The sequence below is a fragment of the Aeromonas sp. FDAARGOS 1414 genome, assembly GCF_019047065.1.
Taxonomy (GTDB): Bacteria; Pseudomonadota; Gammaproteobacteria; order Enterobacterales; family Aeromonadaceae; genus Aeromonas; species Aeromonas veronii_A.
Window position 1 is genome coordinate 4,240,113 of sequence record NZ_CP077210.1, and the last position, 21,667, is coordinate 4,261,779.

At 62.0% G+C, this 21,667-nt stretch carries 21 protein-coding genes; 10 read left to right on the forward strand and 11 right to left on the reverse strand.

The genetic code is table 11. The features are described from left to right. Positions 1–13 precede the first annotated feature (13 nt). Positions 14–1,453 carry a RimK family protein gene (locus tag I6L44_RS19240; protein WP_216952810.1) on the reverse strand — a complete coding sequence of 480 codons (1,440 nt, stop codon included), beginning with the start codon at positions 1,451–1,453 and terminating at the stop codon, positions 14–16. 186 nt (positions 1,454–1,639) lie between these two features. Here I6L44_RS19240 and I6L44_RS19245 point away from each other — a divergent pair, with 186 nt between their 5' ends. Genes I6L44_RS19245 through I6L44_RS19255 form a run of 3 tightly spaced genes read left to right on the forward strand, consistent with a single transcriptional unit; the run spans position 1,640 to position 3,242 of the window. Further along, positions 1,640–2,161 carry a GNAT family N-acetyltransferase gene (locus I6L44_RS19245; protein ID WP_216952811.1) on the forward strand — a complete coding sequence of 174 codons (522 nt, stop codon included), beginning with the start codon at positions 1,640–1,642 and terminating at the stop codon, positions 2,159–2,161. A 31-nt stretch (positions 2,162–2,192) separates the two neighbouring features. Next, the gene (locus tag I6L44_RS19250) at positions 2,193–2,438 is read left to right on the forward strand and encodes a DUF3624 family protein (protein ID WP_040067114.1); all 246 of its coding nucleotides are present in this window, start codon (positions 2,193–2,195) and stop codon (positions 2,436–2,438) included. Between the two features lie 57 nt (positions 2,439–2,495). Further along, entirely contained in the window at positions 2,496–3,242 is a 747-nt protein-coding gene (locus tag I6L44_RS19255) for an SDR family oxidoreductase (protein ID WP_159144414.1), read from the forward strand. A 60-nt stretch (positions 3,243–3,302) separates the two neighbouring features. Here the strand turns inward: I6L44_RS19255 and I6L44_RS19260 are convergent, their stop codons facing one another. After that, positions 3,303–4,775, reverse strand: coding sequence for a C69 family dipeptidase (locus tag I6L44_RS19260; protein WP_216952812.1), 1,473 nt, complete (start codon positions 4,773–4,775; stop codon positions 3,303–3,305). Positions 4,776–5,248: 473 nt separating this feature from the next. Between I6L44_RS19260 and I6L44_RS19265 the strand changes: the two genes are divergently transcribed. After that, the gene (locus I6L44_RS19265) at positions 5,249–5,704 is read left to right on the forward strand and encodes a hypothetical protein (RefSeq protein ID WP_019446593.1); all 456 of its coding nucleotides are present in this window, start codon (positions 5,249–5,251) and stop codon (positions 5,702–5,704) included. Positions 5,705–5,847: 143 nt separating this feature from the next. Then, entirely contained in the window at positions 5,848–6,999 is a 1,152-nt protein-coding gene (locus tag I6L44_RS19270) for an iron-containing alcohol dehydrogenase (RefSeq protein WP_216952813.1), read from the forward strand. Positions 7,000–7,088: 89 nt separating this feature from the next. Here the strand turns inward: I6L44_RS19270 and I6L44_RS19275 are convergent, their stop codons facing one another. The 3 genes from I6L44_RS19275 to I6L44_RS19285 form a co-directional block, all read right to left on the reverse strand. After that, entirely contained in the window at positions 7,089–7,547 is a 459-nt protein-coding gene (locus I6L44_RS19275) for a methylglyoxal synthase (protein ID WP_005363178.1), read from the reverse strand. A 172-nt stretch (positions 7,548–7,719) separates the two neighbouring features. Beyond that, positions 7,720–8,196, reverse strand: coding sequence for a bacterioferritin (bfr, locus tag I6L44_RS19280; protein WP_005354959.1), 477 nt, complete (start codon positions 8,194–8,196; stop codon positions 7,720–7,722). A 144-nt stretch (positions 8,197–8,340) separates the two neighbouring features. Beyond that, entirely contained in the window at positions 8,341–8,547 is a 207-nt protein-coding gene (locus I6L44_RS19285) for a bacterioferritin-associated ferredoxin (protein ID WP_005335965.1), read from the reverse strand. A 136-nt stretch (positions 8,548–8,683) separates the two neighbouring features. On the opposite strand from I6L44_RS19285, the gene I6L44_RS19290 reads away from it, so the two are divergent. Then, the gene (locus I6L44_RS19290; RefSeq protein ID WP_005354958.1) at positions 8,684–8,995 is read left to right on the forward strand and encodes an HlyU family transcriptional regulator; all 312 of its coding nucleotides are present in this window, start codon (positions 8,684–8,686) and stop codon (positions 8,993–8,995) included. Beyond that, complete coding sequence (locus tag I6L44_RS19295) at positions 8,992–11,058, forward strand: tRNA(Met) cytidine acetyltransferase TmcA (protein WP_216952814.1); 2,067 nt, start codon at positions 8,992–8,994, stop codon at positions 11,056–11,058. Before I6L44_RS19290 ends, I6L44_RS19295 begins: the two co-directional genes overlap by 4 nt. Here I6L44_RS19295 and I6L44_RS19300 read toward each other — a convergent pair. Beyond that, the gene (locus I6L44_RS19300) at positions 11,045–11,764 is read right to left on the reverse strand and encodes an SDR family NAD(P)-dependent oxidoreductase (protein ID WP_216952815.1); all 720 of its coding nucleotides are present in this window, start codon (positions 11,762–11,764) and stop codon (positions 11,045–11,047) included. The genes I6L44_RS19295 and I6L44_RS19300 overlap by 14 nt on opposite strands. A gap of 201 nt (positions 11,765–11,965) precedes the next feature. Here I6L44_RS19300 and I6L44_RS19305 point away from each other — a divergent pair, with 201 nt between their 5' ends. From I6L44_RS19305 to I6L44_RS19315, 3 genes are all read left to right on the forward strand, one after another. Further along, complete coding sequence (locus tag I6L44_RS19305; RefSeq protein WP_216952816.1) at positions 11,966–12,982, forward strand: chemotaxis protein CheV; 1,017 nt, start codon at positions 11,966–11,968, stop codon at positions 12,980–12,982. Positions 12,983–13,157: 175 nt separating this feature from the next. Continuing rightward, on the forward strand, positions 13,158–13,637 hold the full coding sequence (locus I6L44_RS19310) for a tetratricopeptide repeat protein (RefSeq protein ID WP_216952817.1): 480 nt from the start codon (positions 13,158–13,160) through the stop codon (positions 13,635–13,637). A 17-nt stretch (positions 13,638–13,654) separates the two neighbouring features. Further along, positions 13,655–14,269 (forward strand): superoxide dismutase, encoded by a 615-nt coding sequence (locus I6L44_RS19315; protein WP_216952818.1) that lies wholly within the window; start codon positions 13,655–13,657, stop codon positions 14,267–14,269. An 84-nt stretch (positions 14,270–14,353) separates the two neighbouring features. On the opposite strand, the gene I6L44_RS19320 is transcribed toward I6L44_RS19315, so the two are convergent. The 5 genes from I6L44_RS19320 to menB all read right to left on the reverse strand — a co-directional run bounded on the left by I6L44_RS19320 (position 14,354) and on the right by menB (position 21,665). Then, positions 14,354–15,301, reverse strand: a complete 948-nt coding sequence (locus tag I6L44_RS19320; RefSeq protein WP_216952819.1) for a vancomycin high temperature exclusion protein — start codon at positions 15,299–15,301, stop codon at positions 14,354–14,356. Positions 15,302–15,488: 187 nt separating this feature from the next. After that, entirely contained in the window at positions 15,489–18,248 is a 2,760-nt protein-coding gene (locus tag I6L44_RS19325; RefSeq protein WP_216952820.1) for a collagenase, read from the reverse strand. Between the two features lie 219 nt (positions 18,249–18,467). Further along, positions 18,468–19,895 (reverse strand): o-succinylbenzoate--CoA ligase, encoded by a 1,428-nt coding sequence (gene menE / locus I6L44_RS19330; protein ID WP_216952821.1) that lies wholly within the window; start codon positions 19,893–19,895, stop codon positions 18,468–18,470. Continuing rightward, entirely contained in the window at positions 19,888–20,817 is a 930-nt protein-coding gene (gene menC / locus I6L44_RS19335) for an o-succinylbenzoate synthase (RefSeq protein ID WP_216950106.1), read from the reverse strand. Before menC ends, menE begins: the two co-directional genes overlap by 8 nt. Further along, positions 20,817–21,665 (reverse strand): 1,4-dihydroxy-2-naphthoyl-CoA synthase, encoded by an 849-nt coding sequence (gene menB / locus I6L44_RS19340; RefSeq protein WP_197724797.1) that lies wholly within the window; start codon positions 21,663–21,665, stop codon positions 20,817–20,819. The genes menC and menB overlap by 1 nt, the downstream gene beginning before the upstream one ends. Positions 21,666–21,667 lie beyond the last annotated feature (2 nt).

Here is a 21,667-nt window from a genome sequence, read left to right on the forward strand (position 1 = left end):
CGTCATGGCGGGGTTATGCGGTGCTCTGGCCCCGGTTCTCCAGCCGCTGGCGGAAGGCGCGGGCCAGTCGCTCGTAGAGATCCTGCGCCTCCTTGTCTTCGATATCGCCGCGGATCCAGGGGTTGTCGACGATCTCCAGCAGCACGCAGTCACGCCCTTGCTGGCGCAAGTCGAGCCCGTAGAGGCCATTGCCGAGCTGATGCACTGCGCGGCGAGCGGTCTGCAGTACCCGCTCCGGCACCTCGTTGAGCGGCAGCGCCTCGATGCGGCTCATGTCGAGGGGGTGCTTGCGGCGGCGAATGCGGTTGCCCGGTTCGGGCCGGTAGCGGCGGCAGGCGAACAGCGGCGAGCCGTCGAGAAAGCCGATGCGCCAGTCGAACTCGGCGGGGATCCGGCTCTGCACCAGCAGCAGGGCGGATCTACTCAGCCCCTCGTCCAGCAGGCGGGCCAGCTGCTGCTCGTCGCTGGCCATGGCGAGATCGCGCCCCTGTGCGCCGTCGGGCACCTTCACCATCAGCGGCAGGCCGAGCCGTTGCACCAGCTCGTCCACATGGTGGCGGCCGCGGCGGGTCACCACCATGGTGGGCGGCATGGGCACGCCGCTGCGCACCATCAGCTCGTAGAGATAGAGTTTGTTGCTGCAGGCGAGGATGGCGCGGGAGCTGTCGATCACCGGCATCTTCAGCTGTTCGGCACGGTGGGCGAATTCGAAGGTATAGTGACCGACCGCGGTTTCGGCACGCAGCCAGAGGGTGTCGAACTCCGGCAGCCGCTCGATGGCCGACGGTGGCAGGATCTCGGCACGGATGCCTTGGGCAGCAGCAGCCCGGATAAAGCGCTCCAGCGCCAGCCCGTCACTGCTGGCACGGCCATCATCGGGGTCGACCAGAATAGCGAGCTGGTAGAGCGGCGCCGCCTGCTCCTCATCACCGGTCCCCACCAGCGCCTGAGCGTGGTGCAGCATTAACTCTTTCTCGCTTGGGCTCAGCGCCAGTGGTGACAGGCTCTGCTGCTGGCGCACCGACCAGCCGTGGCGACCGCGCTTGAGGGTCAGCTCCTGCAGCGGCAGCTGGCTCAGGCCATAGTAGTAGCGGGCCAGCCCCGCCAGCTCGCTCTGTTCACACTGGCCGAAGATGGCGCGCACTCTAATTCGATCCTCGCTCTGCTGGGCCAACCATCCTTGCGCCTTGCGCCACAGCTTGGCCGGTGGCTGCTGGGGTTGCAGTCGGCTGATGGCTTGCAGACCAGGCAGGCAGTGGTGGCCGCGGGCCTGGGCCAGCAGCGAGCAGTAGTAGCCTGCGCTCAGGTGCTCCAGATTGCGGCAGAGGTTGATGATGCGGGGTCGGCCGCCGGTGGTCGGCACGCCATGTTGCAGATAGGTGCGGGCGGTCAGCAGATAATCGGCATGGCAAGGCCAGTCGCCCAGCTCTTCGACGATGACATAGGTACTCATATTTTCGGCTCCACAGATCAGACTGCCTGAACAGGCAGGATCCCCAGTGGGCTTCGATGCACCGACAAGCACGACAATGGCGCGAGGGGAAACAAGAGGTTACAGTGCCTAATATGACTCCTTGGTAACTTGTGATACAAGCCGCATTTTTGGTGCTGAGGATAAATAACCGAACAAGGACTCCCCGTGTTGACCGTACGTGCGGCCCGAACCGATGATCTGGGCGCCATCGTTAATCTTGAACGCTACTGTTTTCCTCCCGAAGTCGCCTTTGGCCGCAGCCGCTGGCACTATCTGCTGGCCCACGCCAAGGGGCGCACTCTGTTGCTGCTGGACGAGAAACATCAGCTGATGGGCTATCTCTGCCTGCTGGAGCACAGAGGCTGGGATCGGCTGGTCATTCAGGCGCTGGCCATCCGCTGGACGGTGCGCCGTCTGGGCTGGGCCCGCCGCCTGCTGGAGCAGGTGATCCGCGAAGGACAGGAGGCTGGCTGGGGGGCGATTCGCCTCGAAGTAGGGGATGCCAACGAAGAGGCGCTGGCGCTCTATCAGGGATTGGGATTTCGTCCCCAGCAGCGGCTGGCGGACTACTATGGCCGCGACCAGCATGCGCACCGGCTGGTGCTGCCGCTGGTGAGCGACGAGGAGCGTGAGCGGCGCAGAGTGGCTCGCACTCAGGCTCGCAAGCCGTCTTCACGGGCCAACTGATCATGTTGAACGAGCAGAATCGAGGAGCAGGATGAGCTGCGACAACTGCCTTGCCACCGCCATCAGAGCCAAGCTGGGGCGCTGCCCGGTCTGTGCCATCCAGACCTTTGTCATCGGTCTGAGTGGCTGGCTGGTCTGGTGGTGGTGCGGCGCCGATACCTCGGTTAACGCCCTCACCGGCCTGCTGTTTGCGCTGGGTGGCTCGGGCTTGTTGCTGCTCCATCTGGTGGTATTTGTCTGGCGCAAGGCGACCGGACGTGAATTGAGCGATGAATAAATCAGATTGGTTTCAACAACATAAATAACAATATCGGTTGAGATAATGGAGGTTCAGATGATTGCAATGGTAACGGGCGCCTCGTCCGGTTTTGGTAAAGCCATCAGCCGCCAGCTGGTGCAGGCGGGCTACAAGGTGATCGGTACCGGTCGCCGTGCCGAACGGCTGGCTGCGCTGGCCGACGAGCTGGGCGAGCAGTTTCTGCCGCTGGCATTCGACGTGCAGGAAAAGGCGGCTACCCGCGCCGCCATCGCCGCTCTGCCAGCCGAGTGGAGTGAAGTGGATCTGCTGGTCAACAACGCCGGCCTGGCGCTGGGGCTGGAGCCGGCCCACAAGGCGGATCTGGAAGATTGGGAGCAGATGATCGCCACCAACATCAGCGGTCTGACCCTGCTCACCCGATTGCTGCTGCCGGGCATGGTGGCGCGCAATCGCGGCCACGTCATCAATATCGGCTCCATCGCGGGCACTTACCCCTATCCGGGCGGCAACGTCTACGGCGCCACCAAGGCATTCGTGAAGCAGTTCAGCCTCAACCTGCGCGCCGATCTGGCTGGCACCGCCATCCGCGTCACCAACGTGGAACCGGGCCTGTGCGGCGGCACCGAGTTCTCCAACGTGCGCTTCCACGGTGACGATGCCAAGGCGGCTTCCGTCTATCAGGGGGTGGAGGCTATCCAGCCGGAAGACATCGCCAATACCGTGCTCTGGGTGAGCCAGCAGCCGGCTCACGTCAACATCAACAGCATCGAGATCATGCCGGTGGCCCAGACCTTCGGCCCGCTCAATATCAGCCGTCGCTGATCGCTGCATTGGTTGAAACAAAGAGGCTCCCGTGGGAGCCTCTTTGCATTGGCGAGCCGTTCATAGGCTCATGATCTTCTTGAACTCCTCCGGCGAATACTCCTTCTCGCTGCTCTTGGTCAGATCCGTCATCAGCTTGTAGCGCAGGTCTTTGGCCATCTGATAGGTCTTCTCCAATTGGCCATAGGAGTAGTCGGCGGCCAGCCCGATGGCGGTGGCCTTGTCGCTGGCGTAGGCCTGCTTGAGGCTCTTGTCGAGCAGCGCCACCTCCTTGTAGAGCTTGCTGCTCTCCTTACTCCAGACGTTTCGCAGCAGCGGCTGGTATTTGTCCGGATCGGTGTTGGCCAGCGCGGTCAGGCTGCGGAACTGCCAGTAGGCGGAATCATCGGAGTAGCTGTCGCTGCCGGTGCGATAGGGCAGGGGATAGTTTTCCAGGGTGTTGTAGAGCGGCACCATCACAGATTCGGCCAGCACGCCATAGCTCTGCCAGATGAGCCCCTGCAGCTCTTTGGGCATCTCCTTGCGCAGCTGGATGACGTGGGATTCCAGCTGGCGATCGACGCGGATTGGCCGCTCCGCCTTGCCCGCGAGCGGCGTGCCGTCATAGGTGGCGCTCAGCACCCTGGCCACGTCCGGCACGGCGATGGGGGCATCCGGCTTCATAAACAGTGGATATTGCGCCTGCCGGGTCGCCTGTTTGTGGGAGGCAGTCAGCATGTTCTGGCCGAGCCACTCCCGATCCACGTTGTAGGGGTCGGCGATGACCCCGAACGCCTTGGCGAAGTTGAAATCGTTCGGGTCGGCGTTATCCAGCAGTTTGTGCTCGCGCACGAACTCCAGCAGCTTGGGCGAGTGCAGCACATCGGCGCTGTCGAGATTGACGCCGTGAATGCGCAGGCCGTTGGCCACCATGGCGTAGCTGTCGTCCGGCACCCGCACCGCGATCCAGTGGTGGCCGGAGCCAATTTCCATCAGCCAGGCTTCGTTCACATCCGCCAGATAGAGGCTGTTGCCCTCACCGGCACCATATTGCTCCACATAGCGGCCGAGCAGCTCGACCCCCTCTTTGGCCGTCCTGGCCTGCGGCAGGAGCAGGGTCGGGATGATGGCTTCAATCACTCCCTTCTCGATCAGCGGATCGGCTTTTTGGGCCTTGTCGTTGACCTCAGCACTGGTGGTGGCCGAGATGGCGACGTTGAACTCGTTGATGCCGCGCTCTTCATAATATTTGCCTGCCGGATCGCTGGTTGTGGCATCCCAGTCGTGGATGGCGGAGTAGGCAAAAAATGCTTTGGGCATAGGCACTTCCAGCCCGTTGCCCAGCTTCCAGAGTTTGCCCTCGTTCTGCTGCGCGGGCCGGAAGGCGAGGTACTTGTTCCAGTTGTTGACGCCAAAATCCTCGTTTCTGGCAATCATTACGCTGCCGTCCAAGCTGGCTCCCTTGCCGACAATAAGGCCGGTACAGGCGTCGGCACTGGTGCCAAGCAGGGTGAGCAGGGTGGCGGAGAGAAGACTCAAGGTGTGTTTTTTCATAGGTGTACCCGAAGGGTTGCGGTGAGTGAGAGCTAGACGAGGGGATGAGGTGTGGGGAGGCTGCAACTCCGAACTGGCAGCGGAGTGAGCACGACAGATTGGTCTGCCTGTTATTGGTTTTTCGAACAGATCATCCATGACACGGCTGGCTGGTTGTGATGTGCGCCAAAATTGTATTTCCGAGTGGTTGTTTATTTTGTGATCAAACAGATGTTCATGACTTTTCTCTGGCATCGTGGCGCGTGGACGGCAAAATGTGCCAAAACAGCGTGAACCGGCAGCAGATGAGTCATGATTCTGACGCCTGTTTGCGTGGGGGACGTGGTGAGATCCGCCATCTCTCTGGATCTCGCACTATCTGACAAGTTGGCCTGTAACTTGCTGGTTTAATTGATAATGGTGGGGCCTGACGCCCCATGTGACCGGATCAGCCTGTGCCCATTGCCGCAGATGCGCACCGAATTGGAGCCCCCATGGATATCAAACCTTACAGCCAGCAGCTTGCCCAGAGCGCATCCAACAACCGCGCCCTCGCTACCCTCAACAGTGCCAGTAGCGGCGGTCAGGGCGGTGGCTGGGAGGAGATGGTCAGCCTCTCCACCCAACGCATGACCGGCCAGGCCCAGCAGGTGCTGACCTACGAACATCTGGCCAAGAACAACAAGTTGCCACCGGCGCTGGATATGAGCTCCGACAAGGGGGGCGTGGTGCAGCAGCTGGTGGACAAGGCGCTTGGTTTCGATCGCAAGAAGTTCAACGAGATCGAAGAGAAGCTCAAGACCATCGCCGATAACAAGAAGCTGACGCCGGAAGAGCGTGCGGAGCAGAGCAAGCCGCTCAACGAGCAGCGAGAGGCGATGCTCAAGGAGGCGATGGATCGCCTGACCGGCAAGAAGAGCTCATCCAAAGATGAGGCCAAAACTGCCTGATCCTGCCGCTGTTCTGAGATCTACCCGGTCGGCACCGATGGGCCAGTGTCGACCGCCGATGGGCAAGCTTCTGCCACCTCTTTTGACCTCACCTCCCCACAGGCGCACAATGTCCGCGCATTGAGCCAGTCGAGGAGTCCGCCGTGTACAACTTCCAATATGCCAATCCGACCCGCATCTGTTTCGGCGAGGGGCAGATCGCCAGCCTGCCCGAACTGATCCCGCCCGGCAGCCGGCTGCTGGTGCTCTACGGCGGTGGCAGCATCAAGCAGAACGGGGTGTATGAGCAGTTGATCCGGGCGCTGGAGGGGGTGACGTGGCAGGAGTTTTCCGGCATCGGCGCCAACCCCAGATTCGAGCTGTTGATGGAGGCTGTGGCGCAGGTGAAGCGCGAGCGCATCGATTTCCTGCTGGCGGTCGGTGGTGGCTCGGTAGTGGATGGCACCAAGTTTGTTGCGGCGGCCGCCTGCTACGAGGGGGATGATCCCTGGGATATCTGCGGTAAACAGGCGAGTGTGCATAAGGCGCTGCCGATGGGCTGTGTGCTGACCCTGCCAGCCACCGGCTCCGAGAGCAATCCCACCTCGGTGGTGAGCCGGGGGGATGTGAAGATCTCCTTCAGAAGCCCGCTGGTGCAGCCGCAATTTGCGGTGCTCGATCCGGCGACCACCTACAGTTTGCCGCCGCGCCAGACCGGCAACGGGGTGGTGGATGCCTTCGTCCATATTGCCGAGCAGTACCTCACCTTCCCGGTCGGCGGCGAGGTGCAAGATCGGCTGGCAGAAGGCCTGCTGCAGGTGCTGGTGGAGAACGGCCCCAAGGCGCTGGCTGAGCCGACCAACTATCAGGTGCGGGCCAATCTGATGTGGGCGGCCAGTCTGGCACTCAACGGCCTTATCGGTTGCGGAGTGCCGCAGGATTGGGCCTCTCACGCCATCGGCCATCAGCTGACGGCGCTCTACGGGCTCGACCACGGCCAGAGTCTGGCGGTAGTGCTGCCTGCCCTGCTGCGGGAGCGGGCGAGTCAGAAGCAGGACAAGCTGGCGCAGTTTGCCGAACGGGTGTGGCATTCGACCCGTGAGGACAAGGCCCTGCGCATCGAGGAGGCAATCATCCGCACCGAGCAGTTCTTCCAGAAAATGGGGCTGGGTACCCGGCTGGCCGACTATGGCCTCAGCGAAAGTTGCATTCCGGCGGTCTGCTCCAATCTCAAGCGGGTGGGGCGCACCGCGCTCGGTGAGCAGCAGGATATCGACCCGGATCGGGTGGCACGCATTCTCGCCCGCGCGCTATAAGCCGGCGCCGGTTTGTGTCCCTGGCTGATTCATTTTCCCAATTAAAGAGGGCCGCTTGTTGCGGCCCTCTTGCATGACGGGTTAGCCGATCACTCGGTGCGCGCCTTCAGATAACCGGCGTAATCCGGGATCTGCACGCTGAACGCCTGGCGCATATGGGGGCTGTCCATGATGAAGTCGGCGGTCGCTTCGTTGGTGGCAACCGGGATGTTCCAGACTGCCGCGAGGCGGAGCAGCGCCTTCACATCCGGATCGTGAGGCACCGCATTGAGGGGATCCCAGAAGAAGATCAGCACATCGATCTTCCCTTCGGCGATCAGGGCGCCGAGCTGCTGGTCGCCCCCCATGGGGCCGGAGAAGAGGCAGGTGATGGGCAGTTGCGCCTTCTTGCCGAGCATGGTGCCGGTGGTGCCGGTCGCATAGAGATGGTGGAGCTTGAGCTCCTCCTTGCGGCGCATCACCCAGTTCAGCAGAGGGGTTTTCATGTTGTCGTGAGCCACCAGAGCCACCCGTTTGTGGGGCGCCATCTCGCGTGCAATCTGTTCCATGGAAATCGTCCGTAGCATTGTTATTGGCAGAGAGCCGTATCCTAATCGAAAGCCATGGCAGATGCTGTGTCGGGCGTATTAACTGTGATCCTGTCGAAAAGTTTTCGGGTCATGGCTGCTCAAATGGAGAGACCCGCGCTGGCGGGTCTCTTTGCTTGCTGGCCTGCCTGGCTCAGGAGCCGTGGTGCAGTTGCGACTGCTGGTAGTTCTCCAGCCCGATGCGATCGATAAGGTCTAGCTGGGTCTCCAGCCAGTCCACGTGCTCCTCCTCATCCTCCAGAATCTCCTGGAACAGGTCGCGGCTGATGTAGTCCTGCACCGACTCGGCATAGGCGATGGCTACCTTGAGGTCGGGGATGGCATCCATCTCCAGCGACAGGTCGCAGCGCAACATCTCTTCGACGGTCTCGCCGATGCGCAGCTTGCCCAGATCCTGCAAATTGGGCAGCCCTTCGAGAAACAGCACGCGCTTGACCAGCTCGTCGGCGTGTTTCATCTCATCGATGGACTCGTGATACTCCTTGTGCCCGAGCGCCTTGAGGCCCCAGTCATCGTAGATGCGGGCGTGCAGGAAGTATTGGTTGATGGCAATCAGCTCATTGGCCAGCACCTTGTTGAGGTGGGCAATGATCTTGGGATCTCCTTTCATCGACAGTGCTCCTTGGTTCGTGCCTGAGGCTTCGATCGTTAGAGCTTAGTCCAGAAAAGTGACAACAAGCGGTCTGGCGAGCCAGCTCGCCTGAGAAAAGGGGTGACCCTGTTGGCGGGTCGCATCAGAAAAGAGGTGTCCGGATCAGGCCACTTCGTAGTAGAGCACGGGTTGCTCCTGCTCCATCTTGTCGAGTTCGGCGGCGATGATCTCCATGGTCATGCGCACGCATTTGCCACATTGGGCGCCCACCTCGAGCGACTGCTTGAGCTGGCGGAATTCGCTTTTACCTGACTGCACCGCTTTGCGGATCTGGGTATCTGTGATGCCGCGGCACAAACAGACGTACATGATGGTCACCTCTTGTGGAATGAGATGAAATCTAAATGAGAATGGTTCGTAGTGCAAATAACCATTGGTAATAAGATCCCCTGCTTGCCACTGTGCAACCCCTTGGGGACAATGCTGGCAACCAGAGGAGATCACCATGCTCAAGAAACTGTTCAGCGCCCTGTTCGGGGGCGAGCCGACCAAGGCGCCGGAAGTCACTCCCACCGAATATGCCGGCTATCTCATCTATCCGGAACCCATGGCGGAAGGGGGGCAGTACCGACTGGCGGGCCGCATCACCAAGGAGTTGGACGGCGTGCTGCAAACCCACCGTTTCATCCGCTCCGATCTGTTTGCCAATCCGGCCGATGCCGAGCGTTTCATGGTGCAGAAGGCCCACACCTTTATCGATCAGATGGGAGATCGCATGTTCGAGCCCCGCAAACCGGCTGACAGCCAGGCTTCATGACGCCGCAAGAGCTCAACAGCCTGCGCGAGGCGCTGGCCCGCGCCGGCGAGCGGCGCCTGATCTGGCTGGAGGGGGAGGAGGCCGAGTGCATTGCCCGCGTCCAATCCCTGCTCGGCGAGACCGTCTTCTGGCTGGGTGCCGGGCCCGAGTGTTATGCCCCGCAACCCGCTGCCAAGGCGCTGCAGCGGCTCGGTCAGGAGTGTGACACGCTGGTGTTCAACGCCTTCAGCGGCTTTCACCCCGACGCCTTCGGGGCGCTGGCGGGCACTCTATGCGCCGGTGGCTTGCTGTTGCTGCTGACCCCGCCCAGAGTAGAGTGGCCTTCATGGCCGGATCCTGACCGGATCCGGCTGGTGGCCCAGTCGGAGGAGGCGAGCCGTGCCGGCCACGGCTTTATCGCCCGACTGGTGCGGTTGCTGGAAGGTGATCCAGCCCTCTCTCTGGATCCGCCGGTTTGCTCGCAGCCGTGGCAACCGATTGGGCCCGAGCGCAGGCTGAGCAGCGATCAGGCACGGGCACTGCCCGCCATCCACAAGGTGTTGCATGGTCATCGCCGTCGGCCGCTGGTGCTGAGCGCCGACCGCGGTCGTGGCAAGAGTGCGCTGCTGGGGCTGGCTGCCGCCGAGCTGCTGCGCCAGCAACCCTCGCTGAACATAGTTGTTACGGCCCCCTCGCAGGCGACGGTGGCGACCCTGTTTGCCCACGCCGCTTGCGGGCTAGATACTACGCCTGACCAGCTGGCAGGGCTGAGCTACTGCTCGCCGGATCGGCTGGTGCACGAGGCGATAAATCCCGATCTGCTGCTGGTGGATGAAGCGGCCGCCATTCCGACCCCGCTGCTCGAGGCCATGCTTGCCCGCCACAGTCGCATCGTGTTTGCCACCACCGAGCACGGTTACGAGGGGACGGGGCGCGGTTTTCACCTGCGCTTCAAGCGTGTGCTTGATAGCCAGACCCCGGAGTGGCAGGAGATCCACCTCTCTGAGCCCATTCGCTGGAGTGAGCGCGATCCGCTGGAGCCGCTGATTTTCCGCCTGCTCGGCCTCAATGCCGAAGTGGCAACTCCCTTGCCACCGACCAACCCGAGCTGGCGTCTGGTCAGCCAGGAGGCGCTGGCGAGCGACGAGGCGTTGCTCAACCAGCTGTTCGGCCTGCTGGTGCAGGCCCACTACCAGACCACGCCGAGCGATCTCAGATCGCTGCTGGAGAGCCCGGATCTCGACATCCATCTGCTGGAGCAGGATGCGAGCCTGCTGGGAGTGGCGCTGGTGGCGCGGGAAGGGGAGATAGATCCCGAACTGGCCGAGGCGATCTGGGCCGGGCGCCGCCGTCCGCGCGGCCATCTGCTGCCCCAGTCGCTGCTGGCCCATGCCGGTTTCAAAACCGCGGGGGCGCGCAGCTACGCCCGGGTGATGCGTATCGCCATCCATCCCGAGCTACACCGCCACGGGCTGGGTTCGCTGCTGCTTGGCAGGCTTGAAGAACATTATCGTCAGGCGGGGATCGATTACCTCGGTTCTGCCTTTTCGGCCAGCGCCGACCTGCTCCCCTTCTGGCGCAAGGCAGGACTGACGGTGCTGCGCATTGGTCTGCAACGGGATGCCGCCAGCGGCTGCCACGCAGCCCTGCTGCTAAAGGCGCTGAAACCCGAGCATGAGCCCGAGCTGGATCAGTGGCAGCAGCGTTTCATTCGCCAGTTGCCGACCTTGCTGGCGGGTGAGTTGAGCGAGCTGGATCCCGAGCTGGTATGGCAATGTCTGCAAGGCTGCACCGCTACCGCAGCGGAGCTTGGCGAGTTCGAGCGCGACGAGATTGAGTGCTTTGCCCTGCATCACAAGCCGTTTGAACTGAGCCAATCCAGCCTGCAGTTGTGGTTGGCGCGCAATCTGGCTGTGCTGGCTTCACTGACTCCTGAAGAGCGTTATCTGCTGATCGCAGCCATCTGGCAATATGCCGACTGGGGAAGACTGGCCGCGAGGTTGCAGCTGGCGGGCAAGCCCGCCGTGATCAAGAGGTTGCGGGCACTGCTGGCGCGCCTCCTGACCTCCCCTACCACTCGATAGGTTTGCCCTGCCAGTCGAGAAAACTCAGCTCGCCATCCGGTTGCAGCCGGTTCATCAGGTTAACCAGATGGCCAGCCACCCCCTCGGGACTCTGCACGTTTCCCGCTGGTACATTGGCGTGAAACGGGCGAGAGAGTTGGGTATCCACTGTGCCGGGATGGAAGGCCAGCAATTTGACGCCGGGGGCCCGCCGGGCCAGCTCGATGGCGGCACACTTGAGCAGCATGTTGAGGGCGGCCTTGGATGCGCGATAGCTATACCAGCCGCCCGCTCGGTTGTCGCCAATGCTGCCGACCCGAGCGCTGAGAACGGCCAGAGTGCAAGGCTCGCGGCCAAACAGCGGTAACAACTGGCTGATCCAGCGCAGCGGCAGCAAGGCGTTGGTCTGGTAGAGGCGGGTCATGGCATCCAGATTGATTGCTTCTAGTCGCTTCTCTGGCTGGATCTCCCCCTGATGCAGGATGCCATTGCAGATCACCACCCTGTGCGGTTTCGGTGCAAACTCCGCGATGCGGGCCACCACTTCTGTCATCTGCTCATCGCTGTAATCACAACATAGCCAGTGCAGACCCGGCGATGAGAGGCCAGCAGGTGCGGGCTGACGGCTGATGGCAATTACTGGCCCGACACCCGCCGCCAACCAGTGTGTCACCAGAGCCGCCCCGATACCGCCAGAAGCGCCAATCACGACTATGCCTTCACTCATCTCAGGCTCCTTGTGAGTTCATGATGGATTTCACCATCTGCCAATGTTGTCCTGATTGGCAGATACGCTCCCGCCAGTCTGCGGGATCAAGCGGTTAACGCTGCAATCTTGCCGAGATCCGAGCCGTTGGGTGAATTCCATTCCTATACTGAGGGAAAACCGCAGCGGTCTGCTGCCCGCGCAACCAGAATGAGAGTCACCATGATGTCCAAAGATGGGGAAGAGCGTAAATCTATCCTGACCGAAAGTGGCACCAACGAGCTTGAGATCATCGAGTTTCACCTCAAGAAGCAGCTACCGGACGGTCGTGAAAAAACCGCTTATTACGGGATCAACGTCGCCAAGGTGCGCGAGGTGATCCGGGTGCCGGAGACCACAGATTACCCCAATGCCCAGCGTCATATGGTGGGGGTATTCTCCCTGCGGGATCGCCTCATCCCGCTGGTGGATCTGGCGGGCTGGCTCGGCATCAAGACCAACCCTGACCCCAGCCACAAGGTGGTGATCGTCACTGACTTCAACAAGATGGCCAACGGCTTTTTGATCGATAGCGTCAGCAGGATCCACCGGGTCTCCTGGGAGGATGTGGAGTCCCCCAGCCAGTTTCTGGAGGCGGGGGAGAACGACTGCGTGGTGGCAGTGGTCAGGCGCGATGGCAACCTCATCATGATCCTCGATTTCGAGAAGATCATCGCCGATATCAACCCCGAGCTCAGCATGGAGAAGTACGACGTCACCCAGGACCGCAAGGTGCTCATCGACGATCGCATGATGGCGCTGCGCCAGGGCAAAACCATTCTGGTGGTGGACGACTCGGCCTTTATCCGCAAGATGATCGAAACCACCCTGCGCACCGCCGGTTACAACGTGATCACGGCCAAGGATGGGGGAGAGGGGCTGGAGATGATGACGGATTTCGATCGTCTGGCCCAGGAGGAGAGGATGCCGGTGACCGGCTTCGTCAATGCGGTGATCACCGATGTGGAGATGCCGCGCATGGATGGCATGCACCTGCTCAAGCGACTGCGGGATGCCCCCTCCTACAAGGAGATGCCCATCGTGATGTTCTCCTCCCTGATGAGCGATGACAACCGTCAGAAAGCCCTGCAACTGGGGGCCAACGATACCATTACCAAGCCCGAGATAGGGCGCATGGTGGGGATGATGGATCACATGCTGCTGGGAATTGCCCCGCCTTCGCCCGCCAACAACATCTGACCTGCCATTAACTTGCCATTGGCCGGTCGAATCCACTGATTGGTTGCCTCAAGCGGCCACTCCTTGCCAAGGAGTGGCCGCGCTGTTTTGGCTGTTTACTGCGATCCCGACGCCCCTTGTCTCCCGGATATGATTTGTGTAATGATAATTATTATCATTTGTTGGTGTGAAGCATATGACAGCAACCTGGGTGAAGGGATGGGTCGAGTCGACCGAAGGCGGCAGCAGCATGAGTCACTGGAAACAGCAGACCAGAGAGGGCAACCGGCTGTTTGACTGCGGCGAGTATCATCAGGCGCTGGCTCATTATCAGCAGGCGCTCTGGCTGGCTCGTCAGCAATTGGTGCAGTGGCATGACGCCGATGAGGCGGTGGCGGCGCTGGTTGTGGCTCACCACAATCTGGCGGATCTGCTGGTGGCCATGACTCTGCCCGATCGCGCCGCCGACCTGCTCTGCTATGTGCACGACTGCCTGCTGGCGACCTGTCACTCCCCCGCTTGCTCCTCTCGCCTGCGAGAGGCGGCTTTGCGCCATACCCGCACAACCCGTGCCGAGTTGCTGACGTTCGTACAGCGCCACGGCAGCCACGCCGGGATCATGCGCTCGCTCGGTCACTGCCTGTGTCAGAGCGAGCCCCCATCCCGGCTCCATTAATCCGAACAGAGGTCATCATGAGCCATACCCTGCCAGCCCTGAACTATGCCTACGACGCACTGGAACCCCATATCGATGCACTGACCATGGAGATCCACCATAGCCGTCATCACCAGACCTATATCAACAACCTCAACGCCGCACTGGAAAAGGCGCCCGAGCTGGCCGCACTGCCGGTAGAGGAGCTGCTGCGCCGCTTCGATACTTTGCCCGCCACCTTGCAGGGGGCGATACGCAACCATGGCGGCGGCCATGCCAACCACTCCCTGTTCTGGCTGGTGATGAGCCCGCAGGGGGGCGGTGAGCCGGGCGGTGAGCTGGCTCTGGCCATCGAGCGGGAATTAGGGGGATTCGATGCCTTCAAGCAGGCCTTCACTCAGGCGGCCCTGAGCCGCTTTGGTAGCGGCTGGGCTTGGCTGGTGGTGGACAAGGCGGGCAGATTACAGGTGGAGAGCAGTGCCAATCAGGATAGTCCCCTGATGCATGGCCATACCCCGATCCTGGGGCTGGATGTGTGGGAGCACGCCTACTATCTCAAGTACCAGAACAAGCGTCCTGACTATATCGCAGCCTTCTATCAGGTGGTGGATTGGGCCGAAGTGGCCCACCGCTATCAGGCGGTGCGAGGCTGACCTGGTCGCTGGGAATGGGTGTACAGGCTCACCGCCACAACTCGAGCTGTAATACCAAGACCCGCCAGTTGGCGGGTCGTCTGTTTATGGTGTGGCAGTGCTGGCGCTGGCGGCTGAAGGGGCCACCGGCAATGTGGGCAGGGCCGCGCTGGGCGTCTTGGCGGTGGTTTTTGCCGCGGATTTGGCGGGAGTGACCGGCTCAGTCGTTGCCGCAGCGGATAAAGCTAGCGTGACTTGTTCAGTCACGGCCGAGGAAGATGGAGTAGCTGACTCGGTGGCAACAGCGGCAGATACTGCCGCTGGCTTGGCCTCATCCACCGCCGGTTTGGGTTGTTTGAGGCAGGGTTGCAGGCTGCCGATGGTACTCAGTGACTGGCAAGGCACAGGCAGACCGATGGGGACCGGTGCCCCGAGGAACTTGGGTCCCTTGTCCAGCACATAGAGATCGAGCAGCCCCATCAGGCGGGCAAAGACTTCCCGTACCCGGGTGCGGATCCCCTGATAGGCGCTGGGATCCTCGGCATTGAAGCCGACCGCGTCGATACCGAAATGGCGGGCGATGAAAATGGCCCGCTCGTTATGAAAGCCCTGGGAGACCACGGTAAAGCGCTCCTGGCCGAATACCTCTTTGGCGCGAACCACTGAGTCGAGGGTGCGAAATCCGGCGAAATCCATATAAATGGCGGAGGCGGGGATGCCCGCCTTGATCAGGGCGCGGCGCATCTGGCGCGGCTCGTTGTACTGCACGGTAGCGTTGTCACCGGAGACGATGATGAAGTCCACCTTGGCATTGTTGTAGAGCTCGGCCGCCGCCTTGATACGGTATTTGAAGTAGTGGTTGGGGCCGCCACCGGAGAGATACTTGGAGGTACCCAGCACCACCGCAACCCGGTTGTAGGGCACCTTGTCCACCCGATCGTAGGTGTAGTGACGGGCATCCGAGACGATCCACTCGCTGTAGCCCAGCAGCATGGCAATCAGGGCCAGCAGCAAAACGAGGCAGGCGAGGAGGATCTTGGCAAACTTCTTCATGCGCGGTGCGGTCAGGGTCTGAAGTTGGGAGTGGCTATCGGCATTCTATTACAACTCGGCCGCTGGCGTCAGGCTTGATAGCGGGCGGGCACCTCATTCGGGCAGAGGTTGTCGCAGCAGAGGCCGGGAGAGCGGGAGGATAAAGCGAGGGGCTGCGGTGGCAGCCCCTCTGGACGGTGAAGGTTTATCAGTAGGCGGAGTCATTGCCCTTGCAGGCGTCTGACTCCTTGTTTGCTTGCCACCAGGGTAGCAGATCCCGGGCGAGCCACGCCTGATAGGCGTCGCTGTCGTTGGCGATCAGGCGGTCCAGCTCCCCTTCGAAGTCGCTCATCGCCTGCTGTCGATCCGGATTGCGCAGCGCCTGTGCCAGCGCCAGCCAGCTGGCGCCGCGACCGGTATCGTTTAGGAAGCGGTGCACGGTATAGGACCAGGAGTAGACCATCTCGCCACCCTGCTCGTAGTCAAGGTGGAGGATAGCCGCCAGTGTCGGGCGCTGGTTGGCGGGGCGGTTTGCCACGTTATCCAGACCCCGGGCAAAGCACTGACCGTGGGCGATGTACTCTGCAACCCCCTCGGCCCACCAGGTAGTGCGGTTGAGCGGATAGTGGCCGAAGCTGCCGTACTGGTTGAAGCGGCCGTCGAGATAGTGAACGTACTCGTGGCGCAGGTTCCACACCTGGAAGGCGGGGCGTTTCCACTCCGCCTCATAGGCGAAGAAGCGGGCCTGATTGCCGGGGCGAGCCGGATCCCCCTCGATATAGATGCCGCCATTGTCGGTGGAGACGCCAAACAGCGCGCTGCCGTAGCGGCCCCAGTCGGCGGAGGAGTTGAAGATCACCAGCTCCAGCGCCTCGTTGTGATCATCGGCCACCGGTTGCCAGCCAGTCTCCATCTGCTGGTGGAAGCGCTGCTCTTCATCACCCAGCTCGCGGCAGATCCCTTCGGCCTGAGCCAAGGTCAGATCCTGGGCGCGCAGACGCAGGGTGGGTGAGCAGGTGTGCTCGAACGGCAGAATATCTTCCATGCGGATCGGGGTACAAAGCCCGGCAAACTCGCCGCTGACACAGGCTTCGCTGGTGCGATCCGTGTAGGTGAGGTAGTAGCTGGAGAGGGTCAGGGAAACCTCTTCCAACATGGCGGCCGGATGCTGGCCGCCCGGGACCAGTCCCTGCTGGCGCATGATGGCGATGACATCGCGATCCAGCTGCTGGCGATAGGCAATCGCCTTATCCGGGCTGGTGTGATGGAGGTAGCGCATCATCTGGTAGAGGCGGCTATGGGCATCGAGGATGTTGTTGAAGATAAACAGATCCCGTGAGCCATCGCGCTGTTTCCAGAGGGCCAGCTCGCTCAGGCCCAGTTGCAGCAGGCTCTGGCGCAATGCCGCCTCCTGTTGCATCACAGCTGTGCTGAAGTCTGCTTGCTGACCGTAAGAGGCGCTCTGATCGACCAGATTGAGCAGCTCGAACAGGCCATCGGCCCAGGGTTTGTGGCCATTGATCTGCGCCGCATGTTGCACCGCATAGCCGAGCGCCTGGTTGAGCTGGGCCAGCATGGGGGCGGCACTCTGGCGGAAGGCGGCTTGGCCAAGCTGTCCCTGCGCCGCTACGCTCCAGGCTTCCAGCACTGTGCCAGCCTGATCCTGCGGTTCAGCTCCCAGCAGCAGGGGATGGTTGAGCAGATCAATCATCACCCCGGCCAGTGCCCGGGCAGCCTGATCACTCTCTTTGCCAACGCCGCCGTGGTAGTTGTGGGCGCGCACATAGTAGAGCAGCTTGTCCATTGCCGGATGGGTCGGCTGGTTGGCCGCCAGCAGGGCACGCATGCCGCGCACCACCGCCATCAGCTTGGCGTCATCGTGGCCGTAATCCGCCTGCCAGGCAGGACTGTTCTGGCCGCTCACGTCGGCTACCAGTTTGGCGGCATCGCTGTCGAGCAGATCCACATCGGGCTGCTCGGGCTCGGAGCAGAGACGACCGTTGGCGCGGCGGCACTCCAGCTGCTCCTCCTTGCTGGCCAGCACGATGGGGCGATTGAGCACCCGGCTCTCCTGCCACGCTTTGCTCTCTGGCAGGGGTTGCCACTCGCCGCCGGCGACCGGGTATTGGTAGCCGCTATCTTGCAACGTTACCTGAACCTCGCTGCCAGCGGGGATCACCTGACGGCAGATGCGATAGCGGATGGTGTTGCTCCCCTCCTTGCGCTCCTGCGGCTCATCACACTCCTGCTGAGGCGTGAGCTGATCCAGCTGCCACTGATAGCGGCGCCAGACGTGGATCTCGCTGACCTGAGCGGCAGCCTGACTGCCTGCCACCGGTTGCAGACGGAAGAAGATCTGCTCCAACCGGCCATCCCGCTCGCTCGGGGTCTCTTCAAGTACCTGCAACTGCTGCCAATCCTGCGGCTGATAGTGCCACTCCGGCTCGGCGCAGCGGCCTTGTGCGTTGAGTTCGCAGCGATCCAGCTCCCTTTCACTCTGACCCAGGATGATGGCTTGCGGCAGCGGCAGGCGATCCTGCCGTTGGGCGGTCGGCGTGCCCGCCAGTTGCTCCCAGCGACCCTGCTTGAGGCCATAACCAAAGTCATAACTGCTGGCCGGGATCAGCTTGCCCGCCGGAATCCGATCTTCACAGCGCACGAAGCGGATCTGCCAGCCCGCATCTACCTTGAGCTGCGGCTCGCCACACTGCTGTTCGGCCAGTGCGGCGAGATCGCTACTCTGCCAGTCGAAGCGACGGTAGACCCTGAGCTGCTGGTAAGGAGCATTGCTGCTGCGCGCCTTGAGCTCGTAGGTGATCTCGGTGATGCGCGCGGCCAGTTGCCGGCTCGATTCGCCAGTCAGCTGATACTGTCGCCAGTCATTGGGGGAGTAGTTGGCTTGCGCCGAGGATGTAGCCAAAAGCAGGGGGCCTGCCAGCAGCAGCCACCCGGTACCTGAACGGTTCATTTTTATCCCTTTGTTCTTGTTTGTGTATTGTCTTGCGAGTAATCGCAAGGCAATTTAAACAGTTCCAAAGGGATATCAATTGCCAATTAAAAATCAGATAAATCAATAAGATGGTGACTTTTTGAGTCTGTTCGAGATATCGTGGGTTGGCGCCGCAGTGAGGACTCACATGTTTCTTTTTTTGTTTTCAAAGAAGATCGGGAAATTGTGAGTCCGATCTCATTCAGCTTGTCGTGCCCGAGTGGTCTGTTGTCGGGCTACCTTGCCCAGCAGTTGGCGAGAGGGCTTGAGATTGCCGCCAAGATCGGGCCAGGGGAGCCAGTGGTCGGGCACCATAAAGCCGGGCAGGGTGCTGCGGATCCAGGCTGCCAGTTCGGAGTCGGGAACCGGCTCACCGTGCCAGTCGATAAAGGCGGCGGGGCGTTGGCCCCACTCGTCGCTCGGCACCGGCACCACCAGTGCCTGGGCGACAGCGGGGTGATCCACCAGTCGCTGCTCTATGGTCTCGGGCTGGATGTTTTCGCCACCCGAGATAAAGAGGTTATCGAGCCGTCCCTCTACCAGCAGTTCCCCTGCCGCAGTGAACCTCCCCTTGTCGCGGGTATGAAACCAGCCTTCGTCATCGAGCGGCAGTTCCAGCTCGCCATCTCGGTAGTAACCGGCAAACAGGGTGGCGCCGCGCACGCAGATCTCCTGCTCCCGGATGCACACCTCCCGCCCCGGTAGCGGTTTGCCAACTACGCCTGCATCGCCGGGGATAGCGGTGCAGACCTGACTGCCCATCTCGGAGAGACCATAACTCACCTTGGGTTCGAGCCCCATGGCGCAGAGGCGGCTCACCAGCGGTTGCGGGATGGCGGCGCCACCGAGCAGCAATTCGCGCAGGCGGGTACGGGCGGGATCAAAACCCTCTGCCAGCAGGCGCCAGAGCTGGGTCGGCACCAGCGAGAGATGGGTAATGGGCTGCTGTTCAAGCCGCGCCTTGAGCGGCTGACTGCGATCGTCCAGCACCAACGTGGCGCCCGCCAGAAAGACCCGAAACAGGATGGCATAGCCGCCGACATGGAACAGCGGCAGGGAGAGCAGCCAGCCGCAATCCTCATCGAGGGGAATGAGGCTGGCAGAGCCGCGTGCCGAGGCCAGGTGGTTGCAGAGCCGGTGCACTACCGCTTTTGGCTTGCCGCTGGAGCCCGAGGTGAGGATCATGTTGTTGAGCTGGGTCGATGCCAGCGGCCATGTTTCCTCGCTTGCTGGCAGTTCGCGCGTGAAGTCGAGCTGCAGGGGCTGCCAGTTGCCTGCCGGGCTCTCCCCTGCCGACCAGAAGGCATCGGCATCGAGTTGTACCGCCAGCTCGTGCTGTTTTTCGAGAGGAAAGGCGGGGTTGAGCGGGCAGAACACCACGCCGCTGCGCACGCAGGCCCATGCCAGCAGCACATCTTCCAGCGCACCGCGCACCACCGCTGCCAGATGATCGCCACGACGCACTCCGGCCTGTTCCAGCTGTTGGCACAGGCTGTTGAGGCGGGCATCGAGCTGGCGGTAACTGAGGGGCGAGGCGGCGTGGATTGCAATGCGGTTCGGGGCTGTGATTGCCCGGTGGCGTACCGGGCAAGGTGTCTGTTCGGGTGAACGGGAGGGGTCAATCACGGTAATACAGTTGCTCCAGTCGGCTCAGGTCCGGTTTGCCATCTTCCCCCAGCAGATTGCCTGCCATCCAGCGGCGGGTATCCAGCCCCGGCGCCTGTTCCGGTGCCCACTCGCCTGCCAGATGAAAGAGCTGGTTCAGGCCCAGATCCGATTCGAAACAGGAGGAGATGATCACCTTGAGCCGCAGTTCGCGGGCGCGGGCGATCAGCGCTTCGCAGTTGGCCAGCGAACCGAGCAGGGTGGGCTTGAGCACCAGCGCGCGCAGTTGCGGGATCGGCTCCCACGGCTTGCCCTGCGCCAGCAGCTCATCCAGCGCCACCGGCATGCCGGTGCGGTTGGCGACAAAGGCGATGTCGGCAAAGTCGGCGCAGGGGTCTTCCAGATACTCGATGCGATTCGGGTCGAGGTGGCCGCAGAAGGTCCACGCCTCCTCGCGAGTCCAGCCCTGGTTGGCATCCAGCACCAGCTTGAGGGAGGGGAGGCGGTCGCACAGCAGGCGGATCAGCGCCAGCTCGTCACGCATCGGGTAGCGTGCCACCTTCAGCTTGGCCTTGCCGGGTGTGCGGTGCAGCCACTCTTTCCAGTTGCGCAGCAGCTCCTGGGGGGAGCCTTGAATGAGGGGATAGGGCTCCGGCAGCGGGTTGCGCTGCTCGGGCCATGTCCGGCGCGCGCAGTCGAGGCCAAATTGCACCGACGGCAGCACGGGGTTCGGGGTGTCGCCGGCGGCCAGGGCCGCCAGCGCGGCAAGGGCTTCTGCCTCTGCCTGTTGCAGGCTCTCTTTCGAGAAGCCGGGCAGGGGGGCGATTTCCCCCCAGCCGTCGTTGATGCGCACCAACAGCCCCTCTCGCGCCACCTCCACCTTGCCGTGAAAGGTCAGGGGCTGGGTAAAAGGCAGTTGATAGCGATACAGGGCGAGTGTCATCAGGGGTTCCGCTTGTATTTGGAGAAGTCGGGGCGACGCTTTTCGTTGAAGGCGTTGCGGCCTTCCTGACCCTCTTCGGTCATGTAGAACAGCATGGTGGCATTGCCCGCCAGCTCCTGCAAGCCCGCCTGACCATCACAGTCAGCGTTGAGGGCCGCTTTCAGGCAACGCAGCGCCATCGGGCTGTTTTGCAGCATTTCGCGGCACCAGCGCACGGTTTCACGTTCCAGATCCGCCAGCGGCACAACGGTGTTGACCAGACCCATGTCGAGGGCTTGCTGGGCATCGTACATGCGGCAGAGGAACCAGATTTCGCGGGCCTTCTTCTGGCCGACGATGCGAGCCATGTAGGAAGCACCCCAACCACCATCGAAGGAGCCCACTTTCGGGCCGGTCTGGCCAAACTGGGCGTTGTCGGCGGCGATGGTCAGGTCACACATCATGTGCAGCACGTGGCCACCACCGACCGCGTAACCGGCCACCATGGCCACCACAGGTTTCGGGCAGGTGCGGATGTCGCGCTGGAAGTCGAGCACGTTGAGGTGGTGAGTCCCCTCGTCATCACGGTATCCACCGTAGTCGCCACGGATCTTCTGGTCGCCACCGGCGCAGAAGGCTTTCTCGCCAAAACCGGTCAGGATGATGGTGCCTATCTGATCGTCATAACGGGCATCGGCCAGCGCCTGCAGCATCTCTTTGACGGTGCGGGGGCGGAAGGCGTTGCGCACCTGGGGACGGTTGATGGTGATCTTGGCAATGCCATCGTTGGACTTGTGATAGAGGATGTCCTCGTAACCGGCGGAGCAATCCTGCCACTCAACCGGAGCGTACAGTTCCGCTTCCGTCATTG

What these genes read in the sequence shown, in the direction of transcription:
- I6L44_RS19285 (WP_005335965.1), bottom strand. Translation starts at nt 8,547, where the DNA reads ATGTACGTCTGTTTGTGCCGCGGCATCACAGATACCCAGATCCGCAAA.
- I6L44_RS19295 (WP_216952814.1), top strand. Translation starts at nt 8,992, where the DNA reads ATGACGCCGCAAGAGCTCAACAGCCTGCGCGAGGCGCTGGCCCGCGCC.
- I6L44_RS19300 (WP_216952815.1), bottom strand. Translation starts at nt 11,764, where the DNA reads ATGAGTGAAGGCATAGTCGTGATTGGCGCTTCTGGCGGTATCGGGGCG.
- I6L44_RS19325 (WP_216952820.1), bottom strand. Translation starts at nt 18,248, where the DNA reads ATGAACCGTTCAGGTACCGGGTGGCTGCTGCTGGCAGGCCCCCTGCTT.
- I6L44_RS19255 (WP_159144414.1), top strand. Translation starts at nt 2,496, where the DNA reads ATGATTGCAATGGTAACGGGCGCCTCGTCCGGTTTTGGTAAAGCCATC.
- I6L44_RS19305 (WP_216952816.1), top strand. Translation starts at nt 11,966, where the DNA reads ATGATGTCCAAAGATGGGGAAGAGCGTAAATCTATCCTGACCGAAAGT.
- I6L44_RS19315 (WP_216952818.1), top strand. Translation starts at nt 13,655, where the DNA reads ATGAGCCATACCCTGCCAGCCCTGAACTATGCCTACGACGCACTGGAA.
- I6L44_RS19320 (WP_216952819.1), bottom strand. Translation starts at nt 15,301, where the DNA reads ATGAAGAAGTTTGCCAAGATCCTCCTCGCCTGCCTCGTTTTGCTGCTG.
- I6L44_RS19240 (WP_216952810.1), bottom strand. Translation starts at nt 1,453, where the DNA reads ATGAGTACCTATGTCATCGTCGAAGAGCTGGGCGACTGGCCTTGCCAT.
- I6L44_RS19265 (WP_019446593.1), top strand. Translation starts at nt 5,249, where the DNA reads ATGGATATCAAACCTTACAGCCAGCAGCTTGCCCAGAGCGCATCCAAC.
- I6L44_RS19290 (WP_005354958.1), top strand. Translation starts at nt 8,684, where the DNA reads ATGCTCAAGAAACTGTTCAGCGCCCTGTTCGGGGGCGAGCCGACCAAG.
- I6L44_RS19260 (WP_216952812.1), bottom strand. Translation starts at nt 4,775, where the DNA reads ATGAAAAAACACACCTTGAGTCTTCTCTCCGCCACCCTGCTCACCCTG.
- I6L44_RS19275 (WP_005363178.1), bottom strand. Translation starts at nt 7,547, where the DNA reads ATGGAACAGATTGCACGCGAGATGGCGCCCCACAAACGGGTGGCTCTG.
- menC (WP_216950106.1), bottom strand. Translation starts at nt 20,817, where the DNA reads ATGACACTCGCCCTGTATCGCTATCAACTGCCTTTTACCCAGCCCCTG.
- I6L44_RS19310 (WP_216952817.1), top strand. Translation starts at nt 13,158, where the DNA reads ATGACAGCAACCTGGGTGAAGGGATGGGTCGAGTCGACCGAAGGCGGC.
- bfr (WP_005354959.1), bottom strand. Translation starts at nt 8,196, where the DNA reads ATGAAAGGAGATCCCAAGATCATTGCCCACCTCAACAAGGTGCTGGCC.
- menB (WP_197724797.1), bottom strand. Translation starts at nt 21,665, where the DNA reads ATGACGGAAGCGGAACTGTACGCTCCGGTTGAGTGGCAGGATTGCTCC.
- I6L44_RS19250 (WP_040067114.1), top strand. Translation starts at nt 2,193, where the DNA reads ATGAGCTGCGACAACTGCCTTGCCACCGCCATCAGAGCCAAGCTGGGG.